This window comes from Microbacterium sp. NPDC003461, from assembly GCF_053588335.1.
Map to the genome: position 1 here is coordinate 20,517 of NZ_JBSFPT010000023.1, position 17,848 is coordinate 38,364.

A 17,848-nucleotide genomic window follows, 5' to 3' on the forward strand; every position below is an offset into this window, starting at 1 on the left:
CACGCCGCTGCGCGAGCAGCGCGGCGGCGCGCCGTGAACCCATTGCGGCGGCACCTCGGCCTTGATATGTTCTGTTTCACAACAATTCACCGACGACGCTGAAAGCGGGTCCCCCATGTCCCTCACCCCCACCAAGGACGACCGGTTCTCGTTCGGACTCTGGACCATCGGATACAACGGCACCGACCCGTTCGGCGGACCCACGCGGCCCGCGCTCGACGTGGTCCACGCCGTCGAGAAGCTGGCAGAGCTCGGGGCCTACGGTCTCACCTTCCACGACGACGACCTGTTCGCCTTCGGCTCGACCGACGCCGAGCGCCAGACGCAGATCGACCGCCTCAAGCAGGCCCTCGCCGACACCGGGCTGATCGTCCCGATGGTCACGACCAACCTGTTCAGCGCCCCCGTCTTCAAGGACGGCGGCTTCACCTCGAACGACCGCCAGGTGCGCCGCTTCGCGCTGCGCAAGGTGCTGCGCAACATCGACCTCGCCGCCGAGCTCGGCGCGAAGACGTTCGTGATGTGGGGCGGCCGCGAGGGCGCAGAGTACGACTCGGCGAAGGACATCCAGGCGGCGCTGGCGCGCTACAAGGAGGCCGTGGATCTGCTCGGCCAGTACGTGGTCGACAAGGGCTACGACCTGCGCTTCGCCATCGAGCCCAAGCCGAACGAGCCGCGCGGCGACATCCTGCTGCCCACGCTCGGCCACGCGCTCGCGTTCATCAACTCGCTCGAGCGCCCCGAGCTGGTGGGCCTGAACCCCGAGGTCGGCCACGAGCAGATGGCGGGCCTGAACTTCGCCGCGGGCATCGCGCAGGCGCTGTACCACGGCAAGCTCTTCCACATCGACCTCAACGGCCAGCGCGGCATCAAGTACGACCAGGATCTCGTGTTCGGTCACGGCGACCTGCACAACGCGTTCGCGCTCGTCGACCTCCTCGAGCACGGCTCGCCGGCGGGCGGCCCCGCCTACGAGGGCCCGCGTCACTTCGACTACAAGCCGAGCCGCACCGAGGACGAGCAGGGCATCTGGGACTCCGTCTCGGCCAACATGCGTACCTACCTGCTGCTCAAGGAGCGGGCCGACGCCTTCCGCGCCGACCCCGAGGTGCAGGAGGCGCTCAAGGCCGCGAAGGTCGACGAGCTGCGCGCCCCCACGCTGAACGAGGGCGAGTCGTACGACGACCTCCTGGCCGACCGCTCGGCCTTCGAGGAGTTCGACGCCGGCGCCTACCTCGGCGGGCACGGCTTCGGCTTCGTGCGCCTGCAGCAGCTGGCGACCGAGCACCTGCTCGGCGCGCGCTGACATGCCGCTGGTCGCGGGCGTCGACTCGTCGACGCAGAACTGCAAGGTCGTGGTGCGGGATCTCGCCACCGGCGCCGTCGTACGCACGGGGCGGGCCGCCCACCCCGACGGCAGCGAGGTCGACCCCGCGGCCTGGTGGGACGCACTGCAGGCGGCGCTCGCCCAGGCCGGCGGCCTGGGCGACGTCGCGGCGATCTCGATCGGCGGGCAGCAGCACGGCATGGTGGCGCTCGACGCGGACGGGCGGGTGATCCGACCCGCGCTGCTGTGGAACGACACCCGCTCGGCCGGCGCCGCCGCCGACCTCACCGCCGAGGTGGGGGCTGAGGAGTTCGCCCGGCGCACCGGCCTCGTGCCGGTCGCCTCGTTCACGGCGACGAAGCTGCGCTGGCTCGCCGACGCCGAGCCCGAGAACGCCGCGCGCGTGGCCGCGGTCGCGCTGCCGCACGACTGGCTCACCTGGCGGCTGCGCGGCTACGGCCCCGAGGGCGAGTCGCCCCTCGGACCGGTGCTGGACGAGCTGGTGACGGATCGATCCGACGCGAGCGGAACGGCGTACTTCGACGCGGCCTCCGGCGCCTACGACCGCGAGCTGCTGGGCCTGGCCCTGCGGCGCGACGCGTCGGGCATCGTGCTCCCGCGCGTGCTCGGGCCGTCCGAGTCGGTGGCCGGCGGCGCGGGATCGCTCGCCGACGGCCTCGTCGTGGGCCCCGGCTGCGGCGACAACGCCGGCGCCGCACTCGGTCTCGGCGCGTCGGACGGCGACGTCGTCGTGTCGATCGGCACGAGCGGCACGGTGTTCGCCGTGACGGACGCGCCGGTGCGCGACGCGAGCGGCACCGTGGCGGGCTTCGCCGACGCGGCGGGCGGCTACCTGCCGCTCATCGCGACGCTCAACGCGGCCCGCGTGCTCGACCGGATCGCCGCCCTCCTCGGCGTCGACCACGGCGAGCTCGGGCGGCTCGCGCTCGCGGCCGAGCCCGGCGCGGGCGGCCTCGTGCTGCAGCCCTACTTCGAGGGCGAGCGCACGCCCAACCTGCCGGACGCGACTGCGACGCTGTTCGGCATGACCCTCGCCGCCACGACGCGCGAGAACCTCGCGCGTGCGGCCGTCGAGGGCATGCTGTCGGGGCTCGCGGACGGCCTCGACGCCGTGCGCGCGCACGGCGTGACGGCGGAGCGGATCCTGCTCGTCGGCGGCGCGGCGCAGAACCCGGCGGTCGCGGCGATCGCGGCGCAGGTGTTCGACGCGCCCGTCGTCGTGCCCGAGCCGGGCGAGTACGTCGCCGCGGGCGGCGCCGTGCAGGCGGCGTGGGCGCTGACCGGCGAGCGCCCGGCATGGCCGGTGTCGCTCTCCGCCTCTCCGGAGCCGGACACGCGCCCGGTCATCCGCGAGCAGTACGCCGCGCGGCGCTGACGGCGGCCCGTCGGCCGCGTCAGCGGTAGACGGGCCACTGCGCGCCCGCGGCGTAGCAGGCCACCACGAGCGCCGCGGTCGCGGCGAGCACGAGCACATCGAGCCAGCGCACGCGCAGTGCCTCGATCCGGATGCGCCGGCCTCGGTCGTCGACCGTCGCGAACGTGAAGCCCCGCGCGTCGAGCGCCTCGACCGTGGTGCGCACCGACTTGGCCGTGTTGAGGAAGATCGGATAGAACGCCCGCACGGCGAGCGTCGCCCAGTGCACCACGTGGCGCCAGCCGAGCAGGCCGGCCTTCGCGGGCGGCGCCTGCCGCAGCCGGTAGCCCTCCATCACCGTCGAGAACTCCTCGACGAGGATCGGCATCATGCGGTACCCGTACGACACGGCGAAGGCGATCGCGGGCGGGCAGCGCAACGCGAGCAGGGCGTCCGAGAGCTTCTCGGGGTCGAGCGACACGAACGCCGCCAGACTCACGAGCGACACGACGCCGATCTTCGCCGTCACCTCGGTCAGGGCCACGAACGTCGTGAAGTCGCCGCCGAAGATCGTCGCGGCGAGCACGAGGTAGACGAGCTCGAAGCCGAGGCCGGTCACGAACAGGCCGAGCACGAGCGGACCCACGCGGGCCAGGACGACCGCGATCGTGCCGAGCAGGAACAGGCAGCCGATGGTCGTGAGGTTGTGCGTGAACCACGGCGCGAGCGCCGTCGCGACGTACCAGAGCAGGACGACACGGGGATCCATCGCCGCGAACAGGCCGCCGCGCGTGGAGTACGCGGTGCGGATGAGCTCGAGCTTGATCCACTCGACGCTCAGCACGTCGCGCTGCTTGCGCGCCACGGCGCTCATGCCGTCACCCTCCCGCCGGCGGGGGCACCGGCCCGCGCCCGCGGGTGCCACGCGGCGAACTCGTCGAGCGTCACCGGGAGGGGGTCCATCCCGAGCGCCCGCCCCAGCTGCGCCACCTGCGGCGGCACGAGGCGGGCCCTCGCGAGCACGGCCTCGTCGGCGAACAGCTCGCGCGGGGTCGTGTCGGCGACGATGCGCCCGTCCTCGAGCGCGATGACGCGCGTCGCGACCTCCGCGACGAGGTGCATGTCGTGGGTCGCGATCACCGCGCAGCCGATCCGGTCGCCCAGCTCGCCGAGCATGCCGATCACGTCGTCCCGGCTGGCGACGTCCAGGCTCGCGGTGGGCTCGTCGAGCAGCAGCAGGCTGGGGCGCATGGCCAACCCGATCGCGAGGGTCGCGCGCCGCTGCTGGCCTCCCGAGAGCGTGCGGCCGTCCCGGTCGGCGAAGGGCACGAGCTTCACGCGATCGAGGATCCGATCGGTGAGCGCCTCGGCATCCGGATCGCGCCGACTGCGCGGGAAGAGCGCCACGTCGGCCCGCACCGACTCCTTGAGGAACATCCGCTCCGGCTGCTGGTACAGGTAGGCCGCCCGCTCGGCGAGCCGGCCCGCGCGCTTCGACCTCGTGTTCTCGCCGTCGAGGAAGACGTCGCCCTCGCGCGGCACGTGGATGCCCGCGAGCAGCCGCATGAGCGTGGTCTTGCCCGAGCCGTTGCCGCCGATGAGCGCGATCCGCTCGCCCTCGCGCAGCGTGACGGACAGGTCCCGGATGACGGGCTGGATGTCGCCCGCCACGGAACGGAAGCCGTGCGAGACGCCGCGCGCCTCGGCGACCACGCTCGCTCCGTCGGGCGCGCCGGATGCCGCCGGCGGTGCGACCGCGCGGGGCGGCTCGTCGACGCGCGCGCGGATGGCCTCGGCCGCCTCGCCGACCGAGCGGGCGACACCCGGCACCCCCACCCGCCGCATCGCGTCGACGATCTGCGGGGCGGGGATGCCGTGCTCGGCCAGGTCGTCGGCGCGCGTCAGCGCCTCCGTCACGGGCAGGTGCCACACCGGCGCCCCGGCGCTCATGAGCACGACCGAGCGGGCGTACTGCGCGATGAACTCGGCGTGGTGCTCGATCGTGATCACCGTGATCCCGCGCTCGCGGTTGAGCGCCGTGAGCCGGTCGTACACGTCGTGGGCGGCGGCGGGGTCGAGCTCGGCCACCGGCTCGTCGACGACGATCACCTCGGGCCGCAGCGCCAGCACGGAGGCCAGCGCGACGAGGTGCGCCTGGCCGCCCGACAGCTGCCAGACGAACCGGTCGGCCAGATGCGCGATCCCGACGGCCGCCATCGCCTCGGCGGTGCGCTCGGCGTGGTCCTCGAAGCCGAAGTTGATCGGCCCGAACGACACCTCGTCGCGCACCGTGGGCCGCACGAGCTGGTTCTGGAAGTCCTGGTACACGTATCCGACCGACCAGGAGAGCCGCGCCACCGACGACTCCCATGTGTCGATGCCGGCCACGTGCACCGATCCGGTGAACTCGCCCGCCCAGTAGTGCGGGACGAGGCCGTTGAACGTCTTGCAGAGGGTGGTCTTGCCGGAGCCGTTGCCGCCGACCATCGCGACGAAGTCGCCGCGCTCGATGGCGAGGGTGACGTTGCGGAGCGTGTCGGCCTCGGCTCCCGGGTAGCGGAAGCTGAGGTCGCGCACCTCGATGATCGGGTCGGCCACGGGTCAGGCGTCCTTGCGGCGCTTGCGCCAGACGGCGAACAGGATGCTCGCGAGCGCGAGGACGACGACGATCGCGGCCACGCTCACCCAGAGGAACTGGTCGCCGTAGACGTCGCGGAACTCGCCCTCGACCGCCCCGACCGACACGTCCCACGCCTCGAGGAAGGCGAAGAAGAACGAGGCGATGCCGGCGAGCACGGCCACCACGACGAACCAGGCTGCCTGCGGCACGCCGCCGGGGATGGGCTTGCCCGGCTCGCGCGGCGCGAGGCCCAGCATCGGCTCGATGCGGCGGTACAGGGCCGGCACGAGCCAGATGGCGGGGATCGCGCCGAACAGGATGCCCGACATGACGAGGTCGACGCCGAAGCCGATGGCCTCGAGCAGCAGGACCGACTCGGGCAGACCCTGCACGAACTCCGCGTCCTCGACGCCGATCCACACCTTGAGCAGGTCGACGGCCGCCGAGAGGAACTTGTCGATGCCGACGATCAGCAGCGCACCCAGCACGATCTGCCCGCGCTTCAGCGGATTGCGGATCACGGAGCCGGCGATGTAGATGGCGAGGAACATCTGGATGAAGCCCTCGACCTCGGCGAGGCCGGAGAAGTCGCCCATCAGCAGGTCGGTGAAGACGATCTCGCCGAGCGGGGCGCCCAGCGCCACCCAGAACGGGCTGAACAGTGCCGCGAGGGTGATCGGGATGAACACCATGTAGCTGACGGAGAAGTCGACCGGACCGATCGTGATGTCGGGGATGACCTCGAGGATGATGTTCGACAGCCCGAACAGGGCCATCGAGAGGACGAAGACCATGAGGTTCTGGGGCGTGGACGGCGCCGCGGCGCCTCCGCCGCGCAGCTGCCCGCGGCGTGCTTCGGTGGTGGTCACTGCAGTCTCCTTCGGGTGAGGGGAAGTACTCGGGATCAGGCGACCGGCGCGAGCCGGCTGGTGCGGACGAGGGGGACGAGATCGCCGGGCGTTCCGACGATCTCGGTGGCGAGTCCCGACGCCAGGGCGGCGTCGAGCTCGGGATCCGGGGTGGATCCGCCGCGGACGAGCACGCGACGGGCCACGCCGCACGCTCGGGCCGCGAGGGCGTCGTTCTCGGGCTTGTCGCCGAGGAACCAGGTGCGCGCGGGGTCGGCCCCCGCGATCGCAAGCGCCTCGTCGACGATCCGGGTGTCGGGCTTGCGCACGCCGATCTCGTCCGAGCACACGTAGGCGCCGATGAGCGCGTCGAGCCCGTGCTCGCGGCACTCCTCGCGCACGGCGCGCCCGCTCACGGTGTTCGAGACGACCACGACCGGCATGCCCGCGTCGCGGCACGTCTCGAGCAGCTCGCGCACCCCCTCGCGCAGCGTGCGCCGGGACTTCGCGCGCCCGTAGAGGGCCATGACGTCGTGCGCCTCGGCACGCAGCACGGCGCGGCGCCGGGGCGAGAGCGCGGCTCCGAACCATTCGCTCCAGAAGAGCACGGGATCGGCCTCCGGCAGCGCGGCGCCGTCCTCGTCGAAGCGGCGGCGCGCGTCGGACTTCCACGCCCGGTGCGTCGCCCTGGCCTGCGCGAGCAGCCGCTCGACCTCCGCCGCATCGAGCGCGGTCTCCGGGCCGGACAGCAGCCCGGCGAGCCAGGCGGTGAACGCGGCCAGCCGCTCGGCATCGGGCACGGACGCCGAGATGACGCCGCCGTGGTCGATCAGCAGCGCCGCGCGCCCCTCGGGCGCGGGAGGCGCGACCACCGCCGAGCGCGCGCCGCCGGCGAGGGCCGCCTGCAGCGCGTCCGCGACGCCGCGCGGATCGGCGTAGACGGCGTCGGCCTCGCCGTCGACCGCGAACGGCGGCGCGTCGGTGTGGTGGCTGCGGGTGAGGATCACGGCCGCGACGCCCGCGCGGCGCCCCGCCACGACGTCGCGGTCCTGCGTGTCGCCGACGTACCAGCAGCGATCCGCCGTCGTCCCGCACGCCTCGGCCGCGAGCTCGATGATGCCAGGATGCGGCTTGCGAAGACCCACCTCGTCCGAGTAGCACTGCACGGCGAACCGCCCGTCCAGCCCGTGCTGCGCCATCACGGCGCGGTGGCTGCGCCCGGAGTGCGCGTTCGAGACGATGCCCACGGGGATCCCGTTCGCGTCGGCCAGATCGAGCAGCTCCCGGATCCCCGGCCGCACGCGGTGCTCCGACAGCGTCGTCGTGACCTCGAGCAGCACGTCGCTCGCCTCGGCGACGAGCAGCAGCCGCGCCGGCTGCGGCAGGTCGGCGGCCAGGAAGTCGCCCACGATCTCGCGCGGGGCCAGCTCGCGCGGCGCGAGGCGCCGGCTCTGGGCGTGCTTCCAGTGCTTGAGCGCCGTCAGGCCCGCCGTGAGCGAGCTCTGCAGGCGGTCGGTCTCCACGTCGATGAGGCCCCTGGCGAGGCGCTCGCGCAGCTTCTGGGCGAGGCGCCGCTTGCCGGCGGGGTCCTTGGCGGTTTCGAACACCACGCCGCCGAAGTCGAGCAGCAGGGCGTCTGGAACGTTCCGGAGCGGTGCCGGAAGGAGATCAGCGGAGGTCACGGACGCGACGCTACGGGCGCATCGTGACCGGCGGCGGTCCGGAAGGTGAACGGATCCGGAACGTTCCAGGCGCGCCGCAGACCGGCGCCCCCGCGCGATGCGCGGATGCGAGACTCGATGCATGACCCCGGCACACCGTCGCCCCACGATCGTGGACGTGGCGCACGCCGCCGGAGTCTCGAAGTCGCTCGTGAGCGCGGCGCTGCGCGGCGATCCCGGCGTCAGCCAGGCCAGCCGGGACCTCATCCTCGCCACCGCCGACAGCCTGGGCTACCGACGCAACGGCTGGGCGCAGCGGCTCGTGAGCGGGCGCAGCGAGCTCGTGGGCGTGCTGCTGACGGACCTGCGCAACGCCTATCAGACCGACGTCGTCAACGGCATCGAGGACGCCGCGCGCGACGCCGGCTTCGGCGTGATCCTCAGCCACGGCCGCCGTGACCGCGCCCTGCTGCGCGAGCGCCTCGCCGGCCTCATCTCCCTCGGCGTCGACGCCGTGATCGCGGTGACGGGGCACCTCACCGAGGACGACCTGTGCGACGCGTCGTCCCGCGTGCCGCTCGTCGTCGTCGGCCGGCCGCCCTCCGTGCCCGCGGATGCCGGATGGATCTCCAACGACGATGAGACGGGCGCGCGCCTGGCCCTGCGGCATCTGATCGACGCGGGACACGAGCGGATCGCGCACCTCTACGACTCCGACCGCCCCGCCGCCTCCGCCCGCCGTGCCGCCTATCGGTCCCTCGCGACGCCACCCCGCGAGTACGACTCGCGCGACGGGGGGATCGAGGCGCTGCTGGACGCGATGACCGGCGACGCCGGGCCGACGGCCGTCTTCGCCGCGCACGATCGCCTCGCCGCGCGGCTCATCGCCGACGCCACCGCGCGGGGCGTCCGCGTGCCCGCCGACCTCGCGGTCGTCGGCTACGACAACACCGACCTGGCGGATCTCATGCGCATCACGAGCGTGGATCAGCCGCGTCAGCGGATGGGCGCCGACGCCATGGCGATGGCGCTCGCGCTGGCCGTGGGCGAGGCCCCGACCCGCGTCGTCGCCGCGCCCACGCTCATCCTGCGCGACTCCAGCCGCTCGCCCGCCTGAGACCGGCCCCTCAGGCGGGCTTGATCGCCTCGATGACGACGAACGGCATGCGCAGGCGGCCGAGCACCGGCACGGCGAATCGCTGCACGCTCTCGAGCCGGAGGGCGCTCGCGCGCACGGCGCTCTCGGTGTCGCGGACCGGGTCGCAGCCGTGGTCGAGCAGCCGCGTGAGCGGGCGCGCGAGCCGCTGCAGCCGGCGCGTGCCCGATCCGGCCGGGGCCGCCACATGCTCCGCCAGCAGCACCCGTCCGCCGGGCACGAGCACGCGCGCGGCCTCGTCGAGCACCGCGGCCTGATCGCGCACGCTGCACAGCACGGTGGTCGCCAGGACCGCGTCGACGCTCGCGTCGGCCAGCGGGATCTCCTCGGCGCCCGTCACGAGCGGCGCGGCGCGGTGCCCGTGGCGCCGGGCGTTCTCGGCCAGGGCGCCGCTGCGCCCCGCGGACGGCTCGAGCCCGATCCACTCCACGTCGGCGTGCAGGTGCGCGAAGTTCGCGCCGGTGCCGGCGCCGATCTCGAGCACGCGCCCGCGCAGGCGCCGGATCGCCCCGTCGCGCGCGGCGGTGTACGCGGGCCGACCGGTCGCCGGCGCCGTCTCGGTCGTCTCGCGCGTCATCGGCTCAGCCGAACGCCGCCGCGCCGTCGCGCTGCCACTCGGCGAACCGCTCATCCAGGACCGCGCGGACCTCCGCGCGCTTCTCGGGCGAATCGGGCTCGTGGTAGATCGTCGGCAGGTCGTCGTCCGAGAGGTCGACGTAGTCGTCGAGGTAGAGCGCCTCGTAGTAGTCCCGCGCGAACGCGTCGCCCTCCTCCGAGAGCACGTCGGCGCTCAGCACGTCGTCGCAGCAGTCGCGCAGGAAGGCCGAGCCGCTCAGCTCCCCCGCCCGCACGGCGGCGACCTCGTCGGCGTTCTCGCGCGCGACGTCCTCCTCCAGCAGCCCGCGCTCCACGATCCACGCGAGGAACACGCCGATGTGCGTGCGCGCGGCCGCGTCGTCCAGGTCGTCGGGGAAGTCGCCCCCGAGGTGCCAGTCCACGCTGTCGTAGACGATCCCGTCCGCCATGGCTCCTCCAGCTTCGTTCCGCGAGACCCGCGCTCGCGCCGAGCGTATCGCGACGCGCGGCGGAACTCGATCGGCCGGAAGAATCTGCGTGCGGGGGCGTTGGCCTCTGTGAGGCGCCCGACCGGGCGCCGACCGCGTCATCACCGAGGAGCGCCATGTCCACCGTCCTGTTCGTCGTCACCGGAGCCCGTTCCTGGACCCTCTCCGACGGTGCCACCCACCCCACCGGCTACTGGGCCGAGGAGCTGCTCACGCCCTTCCGCCTGCTGACCGGCGCGGGGCACGACGTCGTGTTCGCCACGCCCGGCGGCATCCCGCCCGTGGCCGACGAGGGCTCCCTCGACAGCGACGAGACGCGCGCGGCGCTCGCGGAGATCGTGCGGCTGAGCGAGCCGCTGCGCCTCGAGGACGTCGCGCTGGGCGACTACGACGCCGTCTTCTACCCCGGCGGGCACGGCCCCATGGAGGATCTGGCCGTCGACCCCGTCTCCGGCGCGCTCATCGCCGACGCGCTCGAGACCGCAACGCCCCTCGCGCTCGTCTGCCACGGCGTCGCGGCCCTGCTCGCGGCGCGCGGCGCGGACGGCGCCCTCGCCGCCGCGGGCCGCCGCGTCACCGCGTTCACCGACGAGGAGGAGATCCAGGGCGGTCTCGCTCCGCGCGCCCCGTGGCTGCTCGAGACCACGCTGCGCGAGAACGGCGTCGAGGTCGCCACGGCCGAGCCGTGGGCCGACCACGTCATCGAGGACGGCGCGCTCATCACGGGCCAGAACCCGCAGTCGTCCGGCTCCGTCGCCCGCGCGCTCCTCGCGCGACTCGGCGCGTGACGCGCTGACCCGACCCACCCGGGTTGCACGAAGGCCCTCACCGATCGGTGAGGGCCTTCTTCGTGTGGTGGACGCCGGTGGACTCAGCCCGAACACGTGGGAGCGGCTGGAGCGACTGAGTGCCGCGTGGGAGCAGGCGAAACCGGGCATCGTGAGCGCACGGCCGTTGGTGACTGAGCCCGAGCCGGGGGCGGTCTCGAACCCAACGCGACGGTCCCGAACGCCACTGACGCCGGAAGAAGTGGACGCAATCCGAACCGCCCGCACCAACGGAGAGAGCGTCCTGTCGATCGCGAAGCGGTTCGGCGTGCACCGGGTGACGGTATGGGAGCAGACGAAGAACTCGTAAGCCTGGGCGGGCGGTGCGTCGCACCGAACAGGCTGCGGCGACAAGGTATCGGCGGTGAGGATGCCGGCGGCTACTGCACCCTCACCGCCTTCACTGTGCTCTACGCGGCCGACCGTCCGTCGGAGTCGTTCTTATCCAGACGCTCGGCCACGAACGCCTTGAATGTGGCGAGCAGATCCTCGGCGTTGTCGAAGGCCCGCATGGTGATACGCATGTTGGTGCCACGTCCGCGGCCGAGACCCGACTGCTTCTTGAGCCGATCTTTGGGGGTCTTGATCAACCTGCCATCCGACGCCCTCACCGCCTGCTCCAACTGCGCAAACGACAACACACTTGTCTCGTAGTAGCGCGTAGCGGACATGAGGAGAGTCGGGCGGGCCCACTCCCGGGGGACGAGCACGAGCGGCTTTCCGTCCACCACCGGGAGTGTCATGTCCGCTTCGTCCCAGTCACCGATGATCGGATTCCAGATCTGCTTGCGGTACGCCTGGGTCTTGTGTCCAGCAGAGTTGAACTGTGGATACGTGTCGATCATCAGCTGGGTGAACTGCGCGAGCGGCCCGAAGATGATGCGCGTGGTGATGTCGGAGGTAATGTCGCGATCCACGCCCTCGACGAACAGCGGAAGGTCCTCGATCTGTTTGAGGATCCCAACGCGAACCAACGCTTCCACGTCGTTGTTGAGCACGTCCCAGATCCAGGTGCCGACGACGTCAGCGCCCCCGTGGCCGTGGAAGCCCTTTGCAGACATTCCGAGCCGGGTCTCCCATGGCTCGACGAAACGCTGCAACAGCCTTTCGCCCCGACGGCCGGTAGCCCCGGCCCCCTTGATGATGCTGTCAGTCACCTGGCGGGTGAACGTGTCGACGCACTCCAGCGCCTGATTGGCGAACGGCTGGGGTGTCCTCCGCAGCCGGATCGCATGAGGGTCGACGTAGAGACGGTTGTCAGCCGTGACCTCCACATCGACGAACGGAACGGGACCCGTGATCCCGTAGTGGGTGGTGATGGTGGGCATGACGCCCTCCTTCCTTGGGTTTGGAGCCCGAGGAAGAAGCAGAGACAGCGCGTCTCAGGAAGCTTCGGTACGCTAGAGGTGACTGAGCAAGTCATCACCGCGCCCTCGGGCCGGTACTGGCCTGATCCCGCACCACCGGGGTCGGGCCAGAGTCTTCTATAGCTAGCGCGCATCGGGCTCCTCTGAGTCCGCTGGCTCTACACGCTTGGCACGGTTGCCACGCACCTCCGCACTCGGCCCCGTCAGATCGATGCAGAGCATGCCGTCCTGCTCATACGGCTTGTACCGTCGGCTGACGCTTGTGTCGATGTCGTAATACTGAGTGAAAGCGGTTGCTGACAAGATGACCTGGCCAGTGTCCCGCGACGACTGCGGACGAATCGAGTACGCGTGAGGCTCCTTTGAAGGGCGCAGAGCGATAACCTTGTTCTCCTTGTCGAACAACAGTTCCACCGTCTCCGGCTCTTCAATCAGCTTGTGAGCTACGCGATTGATCGAGAAGATACCTCTCTTCTGGATCGTCACGCTTGGAGCCTTCGCCAGCGGCGCCATGCGCTTGTCGAACACCTCGAACCCCATCAAAACTCTCCTCTCGTCGTCATCACGTTCCGAGTCTAACAGATTGATCCGCCTCAGCGTGTTTGAAGTTCTCTATCGCACGATCCGGCACATCCGAACTTCTGACCTAGGGCATGACATGCCGAGGCGTCACCGACTCTGCCTGGCGCACACGCTAGGTTTCCAGCAGTGACATCTCACGCCCGCCTAGCATCAGAGTTGGAGTTGGCAACAGGGGTATCGCTGTGGTGGTGGTCAGGAGTCGGACCACTCGGAGCGTCTTGATTGTTTCAACAGTGCACTGATCAACAGAACCATGGGAGAAGAAGTACCGCGTTCTGGTGAACTACGGAGGAGCCATCGTGCCCTCCGAAGTTGTGAAGGCAGGAAGCAGCTGCCCTGCTCAACGCTGCAGCAGCTTCGATGTACGCTCGCGGATGTGCACGCCAAGACGCGTTCGGGAGCTTCCCGAACGGTTTGCGTCGATGAGCTTTGGCGCTTCTACGCCTCATGGCTGAAACGAGGCTGACCCCGGCTAGGGACCGGGCCAGAGTGACCAATCCTCCGATCGCGACGCAGCCCGACAGAAGCCCGGACCGTCGTCCGCCGTTGCCGGACTTCGTCCACGAGCCAGACCGGCTCCCGGAGCACGGTTGGCCCCGCGGTCAACGGTGGCGCATCGCCTTCGCCGACGCGCGGAACTTTGACGCAGCCTGCGATGTCTTCGGCGACGTAGCGGGCCTGAACAGCAATTGACCCACCGGGTTGGTGGCCGTTAGGACGTCGATACAGTCTTGTGCGGTGGTGTAGTCGAGCCGGACGAACAGCCCCGCGGCGTCTTCGATGTCACGTTCATCCCGGGAGACGTGCAGCTTCATCACCAGCAGGCACTCCGGCGACTTCGTTGCAGGCATTGTGCGGGCTCCAAGAGGAGTATCCCCTCAGACTTGGTGTGCAGGAAGCTCAATACAGCTCTTCGTCTCGTTCTCAGCTCAGCAACGTCACGCCTCTTGCAGATCGAGGTGCCGACCAGGTCGGTTCCGGTCGATGCAGCCATCTTCAGCGACCACCCGGTGCAGCATCATCGGGGCACCCAGGGGGCGCCAGTCCTCGATCTGCAAGACGCGTGGCAGCTCTATGGGATCACTCGCGGAGGTGGAGGTTCGTCGGGCACGGACGGCCTGCAAGTCGGTTCTGGCCTGTGGTGATACGGATCTGCGCGTCTTTGACGCATGGACGGGTTATTGGGTCGCCGAGTGGCGGTGGGGTGACCTACGCTGGTTGGCATGTTGGTTTACGGCACTGCTTCGCTGCGTCTGCGCAGCCGCTAACAGCGGCGAGCACCCTCCACAGGTTGTTGCTCCCGCCCCGGTGATCACGGCCGGGCGGCTCTTTCAGCGTGCCCGGCTCCGCAACAACCACGGAGCAAACAGTGCCTATCTATCGAGGTGGCCGTCATGAGCACGGCCAGAACTTCCTGACTGACCCATCCATCATTGCCACGATGACCCGGCTCGTGGCCGCCACCGATGGCCCGATCATCGAGATCGGCCCCGGTGACGGAGCACTCACCACCCCGCTGGCCCAGCTCGGGCCACCGGTGACAGCCGTCGAGATCGACACCCGGCTCGCCCAACGCCTGGCCGAGCGGTTGCCGTCGCACGTGGAGGTCGTCGCCGACGACTTCCTGGACTACCGGCTTCCAACATCGGCGCATGTGCTCGTCGGGAACCTGCCGTTTCACCAGACCACGGCCATGCTGCGACGCATCCTGCATGCCCCGGCATGGACCGATGCAATCGTGCTCGTGCAATGGGAAGTTGCGCGGCGCAGAGCGGGCGTCGGCGGTGCCACGATGATGACCGCGCAATGGGCGCCCTGGTTCACCTTCACGTTGCACAGTCGTGTTCCCGCTCGCGCGTTCACCCCACGTCCGGGCGTCGACGGCGGAATCCTCACCATCCACCGCCGCGAACACCCGCTGCTGCCCCCGGCGCGGCGACGCCAGTTCCACGCCCTGGTCCACCGCGTCTACACCGGTCCCGGACGTGGGCTGGCCCAGATCCTCGCACGCAACACCTCGCTCGGCTCGCCACAGGCGGCACAGGCGTGGCTGACACGCCAGGGCGTGAACGCTGCCGGACTGCCGAAGGACCTGCCCGTCGAGGCATGGGTGGACTTGTTCAAGACCACAGGCTCCTCGCCACCGCCCCACCGCACGCAGTCGTCCTCAGGAAGGCGGCGGCGATGAGCATCGACCCCTCGTGGCGAGTCTGCCCGGACGAGACCACACCCAGCCATACGTGCTGGACCGAGACAGCCGTACACCATGCAGCACGGCTCCTCGCTCAAGACCCCGGACGGGATTGGCGACTTCGTGACCTTGCCGACCTCGTGCACCTGTCCACGTCACAATTGGGCAGGGCCTTCAGCCAACGTTTCGGGATGCCTCCCATCCAGTACCTGGCTCACCTTCGCGCCCACAGACTGGCCGAGCTCCTGATAGAGACTGATCTTCCGGTCGGTGTCGCCATGACACAGGTCGGGTGGCGCAGCCGCGGCCACGCCGCACGACAGTTCACCACCATCGTCGGGGTCAGCCCATCCGCGTATCGACGTACCGCGACCCAACGAGCAAGCCTGGAATGCCCGTGCTGTGGACAGCGAAGCGAGTTGCCCCGATGACGGCCACAGAGCACTCTGGCCTCGGCCCTACCAGGACAGAGATCCGTGACACGGTCATTCGGATGCGAGCTGATCTCGCTCACCGGTGGACCTTGGCCGAACTCGCACAGGATGCCCATCTGTCGCCGTCGCGGCTCGGGGGCCTGTTCGTGGAGCAGTTCGGCGTCCCGCCGATCATGTTGCTGGCTCGGTTGCGGGTGCGGGAGATGGCTCGGCTGTTGCGGGAGTCGGACATGACGGTCGGCGAGATCGGGGTCCGGGTGGGGTGGCGGAATCGTGGTCATGCGGCGGAGCAGTTCGCCAAGATCATGGGCGTCACCCCAACCGCATACCGCAACCAGTATCACCAGCGGACCCGGCAGACGATCTGACGGGTTGCTTGTGGTGCGGGCAGCCGCTGCCCGCCCCGGACGATGTCCGGGATACGCGCAGATTAGACGGTGATCTGCGCATTCATGACTGATCTGCTCGACACAAGCCCCTTACCTGGAGTAGTCGTGGAGGCCACTGCCAGGGTGCTCCATCTGGGGCCGGTGCGCACCTGCAGAGTGAGCCGTCAGTGGGACCCCGGTATCGGGGGCCGCGGCGAGGCAGTGCGGATCGTGCACCATCCGGTTGGGTTGCACGGCTGGGGAAATTTTCCCCCGCCGTGAACCACCCCACCCAGCACCCTCGTGCCCCGCTCCGGAGGACGGGACGGTGCCGGACATTTTCCGGAACCGTCACCACCACCGGCTTTCTCTCGGGGGTGGGGTGTCCACCTGTGGGGCATGAGGCATGCACGCACCACACCGAACGGGCGGCGGTTGATCGCCGAACCCGTGCCCCGGGGCGAGCCGGACATGGACCGGCTGGTCGCGCTAGTGCTGCACCTCGCCGACCGCCTCCACGACCAGACCGCACCTGTAGCCGACTCGACGACGAGGACCACCAACCATGACGACGACCGCCGACACGAAGACCCTGACCACCGTCCCGGGTGAGGGGCGGGTGACGGCGGTGACCTATCAACGGGTCTCCACCAAGGAACAAGCCACCACCGGCGGCCGCGACGAAGGATTCTCCATCCCGGCCCAGCGTGAGGCGAACCGCCGCAAAGCCGAAACCCTCGGCGCCCAGGTGGTCGCGGAGTTCGTCGACGCCGGCGAGTCAGCCAGGTCGGCGAAACGGCCGGGGTTGCAGCAGCTACTGGATTACATCGCGACCCATCAGGTCACCTACTGCATCGTGCACAAGGTCGACCGGCTGGCACGGAACCGGCTCGATGACGTCGACATCCACCGCCACCTCATCGACGCCGGCGTCCAACTCGTCTCCGCCACCGAGAACATCGACGACACCCCCTCCGGGATGCTGCTCCACGGCATCATGTCCTCCATCGCGGAGTTCTACTCCCGCAACCTCGCCGCCGAAGTCACCAAAGGCATGACCCAGAAAGTCGCCGCAGGCGGCACCCCATCCCGGGCACCCATCGGCTACCTCAACATCCGGCGCACCGATGACCAGGGCAGGGAGTACCGCACCGTTGAGATCGACCCCGACCGTGCGCCCCTCATCCGCTGGGTCTTCGACACCTACGCCAAAGGCGAGCACACCGTCCCCGACCTCCTCGCCGAAGCCACCGCCCGCGGCCTCACCACGGCCCCCACCCCGAAACGCCCGTCCGGGCCGGTGGGGCGTTCCACGTTCTTCAAACTCTTGCGCAACCCGTACTACATCGGGCAGGTCCGCTACCAAGGCGCCTGGGCTGTGTCAAGCTTCGTAGACGATCTCTTTGTGGATTTCAGGCCGCGGTTGCGGTCTGGGCGTAGTAGGCGGCCCGGGTCTCGGCGGGGGTGCGGTAGCCGAGGGTGGAGTGCAGCCGGCGGCGGTTGTAGAACACCTCTATGTACTGCATCACGGCGAATCTCGCTCGCCGCCGGGTCGCGAAGGACTGCCGGTAGTACATCTCGTTCTTGAGCATCGAGAACCACGATTCGGCGACCGAGTTGTCCCAGCACACCCCGGTCCTTCCCACCGACAACCGCACCCCGAAACGGCCCGCGAGCTTGGCGTACTCGTCAGAGGTGTACTGGCTTCCGCGGTCCGAGTGGAACAGAGCGCCCGACTCGATGCGCCCGTGGGTATGGGCCATCGTGAGGGCGTCGCCGATCAGCTCGGTGCGCATGTGCTCAGCCATCGACCAGCCCACGACCTCACGGTTGAACAGGTCGATCACCGTCGCCAGATACAGCCACCCTTCCCCGGTGCGCAGGTAGGTGATGTCGCCGACGAAGCGGACCCCGGGCCGGTCGGCGGTGAAGTCCCGCTTGAGCAGATCGGGGCGGGTCACCACGTCGTCGGCGGGGATCGTGGTGCGCTTCTTGGAGCGGGGCTGGATCCCGAAGATCCCCGCCTCC

At 70.2% G+C, this 17,848-nt stretch carries 17 protein-coding genes and 1 pseudogene; 8 read left to right on the forward strand and 10 right to left on the reverse strand.

Annotation, left to right across the window (positions count from 1 at the left end):
• Positions 1 to 115: 115 nt before the first annotated feature.
• The gene (gene xylA / locus ACWDR7_RS09940; RefSeq protein WP_449854759.1) at positions 116 to 1,306 is read left to right on the forward strand and encodes a xylose isomerase; all 1,191 of its coding nucleotides are present in this window, start codon (positions 116 to 118) and stop codon (positions 1,304 to 1,306) included.
• Between the two features lies 1 nt (position 1,307).
• Complete coding sequence (gene xylB / locus ACWDR7_RS09945; RefSeq protein WP_449854760.1) at positions 1,308 to 2,723, forward strand: xylulokinase; 1,416 nt, start codon at positions 1,308 to 1,310, stop codon at positions 2,721 to 2,723.
• A 19-nt stretch (positions 2,724 to 2,742) separates the two neighbouring features.
• On the opposite strand, the gene ACWDR7_RS09950 is transcribed toward xylB, so the two are convergent.
• Genes ACWDR7_RS09950 through ACWDR7_RS09965 form a run of 4 tightly spaced genes read right to left on the reverse strand, consistent with a single transcriptional unit; the run spans position 2,743 to position 7,852 of the window.
• Positions 2,743 to 3,576: an energy-coupling factor transporter transmembrane component T family protein gene (locus ACWDR7_RS09950; protein WP_449854761.1), complete on the reverse strand. Its 834-nt coding sequence runs from the start codon at positions 3,574 to 3,576 to the stop codon at positions 2,743 to 2,745.
• Positions 3,573 to 5,300 carry an ABC transporter ATP-binding protein gene (locus ACWDR7_RS09955; RefSeq protein WP_449854762.1) on the reverse strand — a complete coding sequence of 576 codons (1,728 nt, stop codon included), beginning with the start codon at positions 5,298 to 5,300 and terminating at the stop codon, positions 3,573 to 3,575. The genes ACWDR7_RS09950 and ACWDR7_RS09955 overlap by 4 nt, the downstream gene beginning before the upstream one ends.
• A gap of 3 nt (positions 5,301 to 5,303) precedes the next feature.
• Positions 5,304 to 6,191 carry a cell division protein FtsQ gene (locus tag ACWDR7_RS09960; protein ID WP_449854763.1) on the reverse strand — a complete coding sequence of 296 codons (888 nt, stop codon included), beginning with the start codon at positions 6,189 to 6,191 and terminating at the stop codon, positions 5,304 to 5,306.
• A 35-nt stretch (positions 6,192 to 6,226) separates the two neighbouring features.
• Positions 6,227 to 7,852, reverse strand: coding sequence for an HAD-IA family hydrolase (locus tag ACWDR7_RS09965; protein ID WP_449854764.1), 1,626 nt, complete (start codon positions 7,850 to 7,852; stop codon positions 6,227 to 6,229).
• 121 nt (positions 7,853 to 7,973) lie between these two features.
• On the opposite strand from ACWDR7_RS09965, the gene ACWDR7_RS09970 reads away from it, so the two are divergent.
• On the forward strand, positions 7,974 to 8,948 hold the full coding sequence (locus tag ACWDR7_RS09970) for a LacI family DNA-binding transcriptional regulator (RefSeq protein WP_449854765.1): 975 nt from the start codon (positions 7,974 to 7,976) through the stop codon (positions 8,946 to 8,948).
• Between the two features lie 10 nt (positions 8,949 to 8,958).
• Here the strand turns inward: ACWDR7_RS09970 and ACWDR7_RS09975 are convergent, their stop codons facing one another.
• Positions 8,959 to 9,564, reverse strand: coding sequence for a class I SAM-dependent methyltransferase (locus ACWDR7_RS09975; protein WP_449854766.1), 606 nt, complete (start codon positions 9,562 to 9,564; stop codon positions 8,959 to 8,961).
• A gap of 4 nt (positions 9,565 to 9,568) precedes the next feature.
• Positions 9,569 to 10,012 (reverse strand): DUF7832 domain-containing protein, encoded by a 444-nt coding sequence (locus tag ACWDR7_RS09980; RefSeq protein ID WP_449854767.1) that lies wholly within the window; start codon positions 10,010 to 10,012, stop codon positions 9,569 to 9,571.
• A 155-nt stretch (positions 10,013 to 10,167) separates the two neighbouring features.
• Here ACWDR7_RS09980 and ACWDR7_RS09985 point away from each other — a divergent pair, with 155 nt between their 5' ends.
• A complete protein-coding gene (locus ACWDR7_RS09985) occupies positions 10,168 to 10,839 on the forward strand; it encodes a type 1 glutamine amidotransferase domain-containing protein (protein ID WP_449854768.1) in 672 nt (223 codons plus the stop codon).
• Positions 10,840 to 11,288: 449 nt separating this feature from the next.
• On the opposite strand, the gene ACWDR7_RS09990 is transcribed toward ACWDR7_RS09985, so the two are convergent.
• The 3 genes from ACWDR7_RS09990 to ACWDR7_RS10000 all read right to left on the reverse strand — a co-directional run bounded on the left by ACWDR7_RS09990 (position 11,289) and on the right by ACWDR7_RS10000 (position 13,678).
• Complete coding sequence (locus ACWDR7_RS09990; protein WP_187721660.1) at positions 11,289 to 12,206, reverse strand: hypothetical protein; 918 nt, start codon at positions 12,204 to 12,206, stop codon at positions 11,289 to 11,291.
• A gap of 162 nt (positions 12,207 to 12,368) precedes the next feature.
• Positions 12,369 to 12,785, reverse strand: a complete 417-nt coding sequence (locus ACWDR7_RS09995) for a hypothetical protein (protein ID WP_126041420.1) — start codon at positions 12,783 to 12,785, stop codon at positions 12,369 to 12,371.
• A 644-nt stretch (positions 12,786 to 13,429) separates the two neighbouring features.
• Entirely contained in the window at positions 13,430 to 13,678 is a 249-nt protein-coding gene (locus ACWDR7_RS10000; protein ID WP_187721659.1) for a hypothetical protein, read from the reverse strand.
• Between the two features lie 518 nt (positions 13,679 to 14,196).
• On the opposite strand from ACWDR7_RS10000, the gene erm reads away from it, so the two are divergent.
• The 4 genes and pseudogenes from erm to ACWDR7_RS10020 form a co-directional block, all read left to right on the forward strand.
• Entirely contained in the window at positions 14,197 to 15,015 is an 819-nt protein-coding gene (erm, locus tag ACWDR7_RS10005) for a 23S ribosomal RNA methyltransferase Erm (RefSeq protein ID WP_187722554.1), read from the forward strand.
• On the forward strand, positions 15,012 to 15,449 hold the full coding sequence (locus ACWDR7_RS10010; RefSeq protein ID WP_187721658.1) for a helix-turn-helix transcriptional regulator: 438 nt from the start codon (positions 15,012 to 15,014) through the stop codon (positions 15,447 to 15,449). The genes erm and ACWDR7_RS10010 overlap by 4 nt, the downstream gene beginning before the upstream one ends.
• Positions 15,450 to 15,541: 92 nt before the next feature.
• A complete protein-coding gene (locus ACWDR7_RS10015) occupies positions 15,542 to 15,820 on the forward strand; it encodes a helix-turn-helix domain-containing protein (protein ID WP_449854769.1) in 279 nt (92 codons plus the stop codon).
• 565 nt (positions 15,821 to 16,385) lie between these two features.
• Positions 16,386 to 17,183: pseudogene (locus ACWDR7_RS10020) on the forward strand (recombinase family protein); the annotation flags it as partial.
• Between the two features lie 49 nt (positions 17,184 to 17,232).
• Here the strand turns inward: ACWDR7_RS10020 and ACWDR7_RS10025 are convergent.
• Positions 17,233 to 17,848, reverse strand: a 616-nt coding sequence (locus ACWDR7_RS10025) for an IS3 family transposase (protein WP_449854770.1), incomplete at its 5' end; no start/stop codon positions are given.

What these genes read in the sequence shown, in the direction of transcription:
- xylA (WP_449854759.1), top strand. Translation starts at nt 116, where the DNA reads ATGTCCCTCACCCCCACCAAGGACGACCGGTTCTCGTTCGGACTCTGG.
- xylB (WP_449854760.1), top strand. Translation starts at nt 1,308, where the DNA reads ATGCCGCTGGTCGCGGGCGTCGACTCGTCGACGCAGAACTGCAAGGTC.
- ACWDR7_RS09950 (WP_449854761.1), bottom strand. Translation starts at nt 3,576, where the DNA reads ATGAGCGCCGTGGCGCGCAAGCAGCGCGACGTGCTGAGCGTCGAGTGG.
- ACWDR7_RS09970 (WP_449854765.1), top strand. Translation starts at nt 7,974, where the DNA reads ATGACCCCGGCACACCGTCGCCCCACGATCGTGGACGTGGCGCACGCC.
- ACWDR7_RS09975 (WP_449854766.1), bottom strand. Translation starts at nt 9,564, where the DNA reads ATGACGCGCGAGACGACCGAGACGGCGCCGGCGACCGGTCGGCCCGCG.
- ACWDR7_RS09980 (WP_449854767.1), bottom strand. Translation starts at nt 10,012, where the DNA reads ATGGCGGACGGGATCGTCTACGACAGCGTGGACTGGCACCTCGGGGGC.
- ACWDR7_RS09985 (WP_449854768.1), top strand. Translation starts at nt 10,168, where the DNA reads ATGTCCACCGTCCTGTTCGTCGTCACCGGAGCCCGTTCCTGGACCCTC.
- ACWDR7_RS09990 (WP_187721660.1), bottom strand. Translation starts at nt 12,206, where the DNA reads ATGCCCACCATCACCACCCACTACGGGATCACGGGTCCCGTTCCGTTC.
- ACWDR7_RS09995 (WP_126041420.1), bottom strand. Translation starts at nt 12,785, where the DNA reads ATGGGGTTCGAGGTGTTCGACAAGCGCATGGCGCCGCTGGCGAAGGCT.
- ACWDR7_RS10000 (WP_187721659.1), bottom strand. Translation starts at nt 13,678, where the DNA reads ATGCCTGCAACGAAGTCGCCGGAGTGCCTGCTGGTGATGAAGCTGCAC.
- ACWDR7_RS10010 (WP_187721658.1), top strand. Translation starts at nt 15,012, where the DNA reads ATGAGCATCGACCCCTCGTGGCGAGTCTGCCCGGACGAGACCACACCC.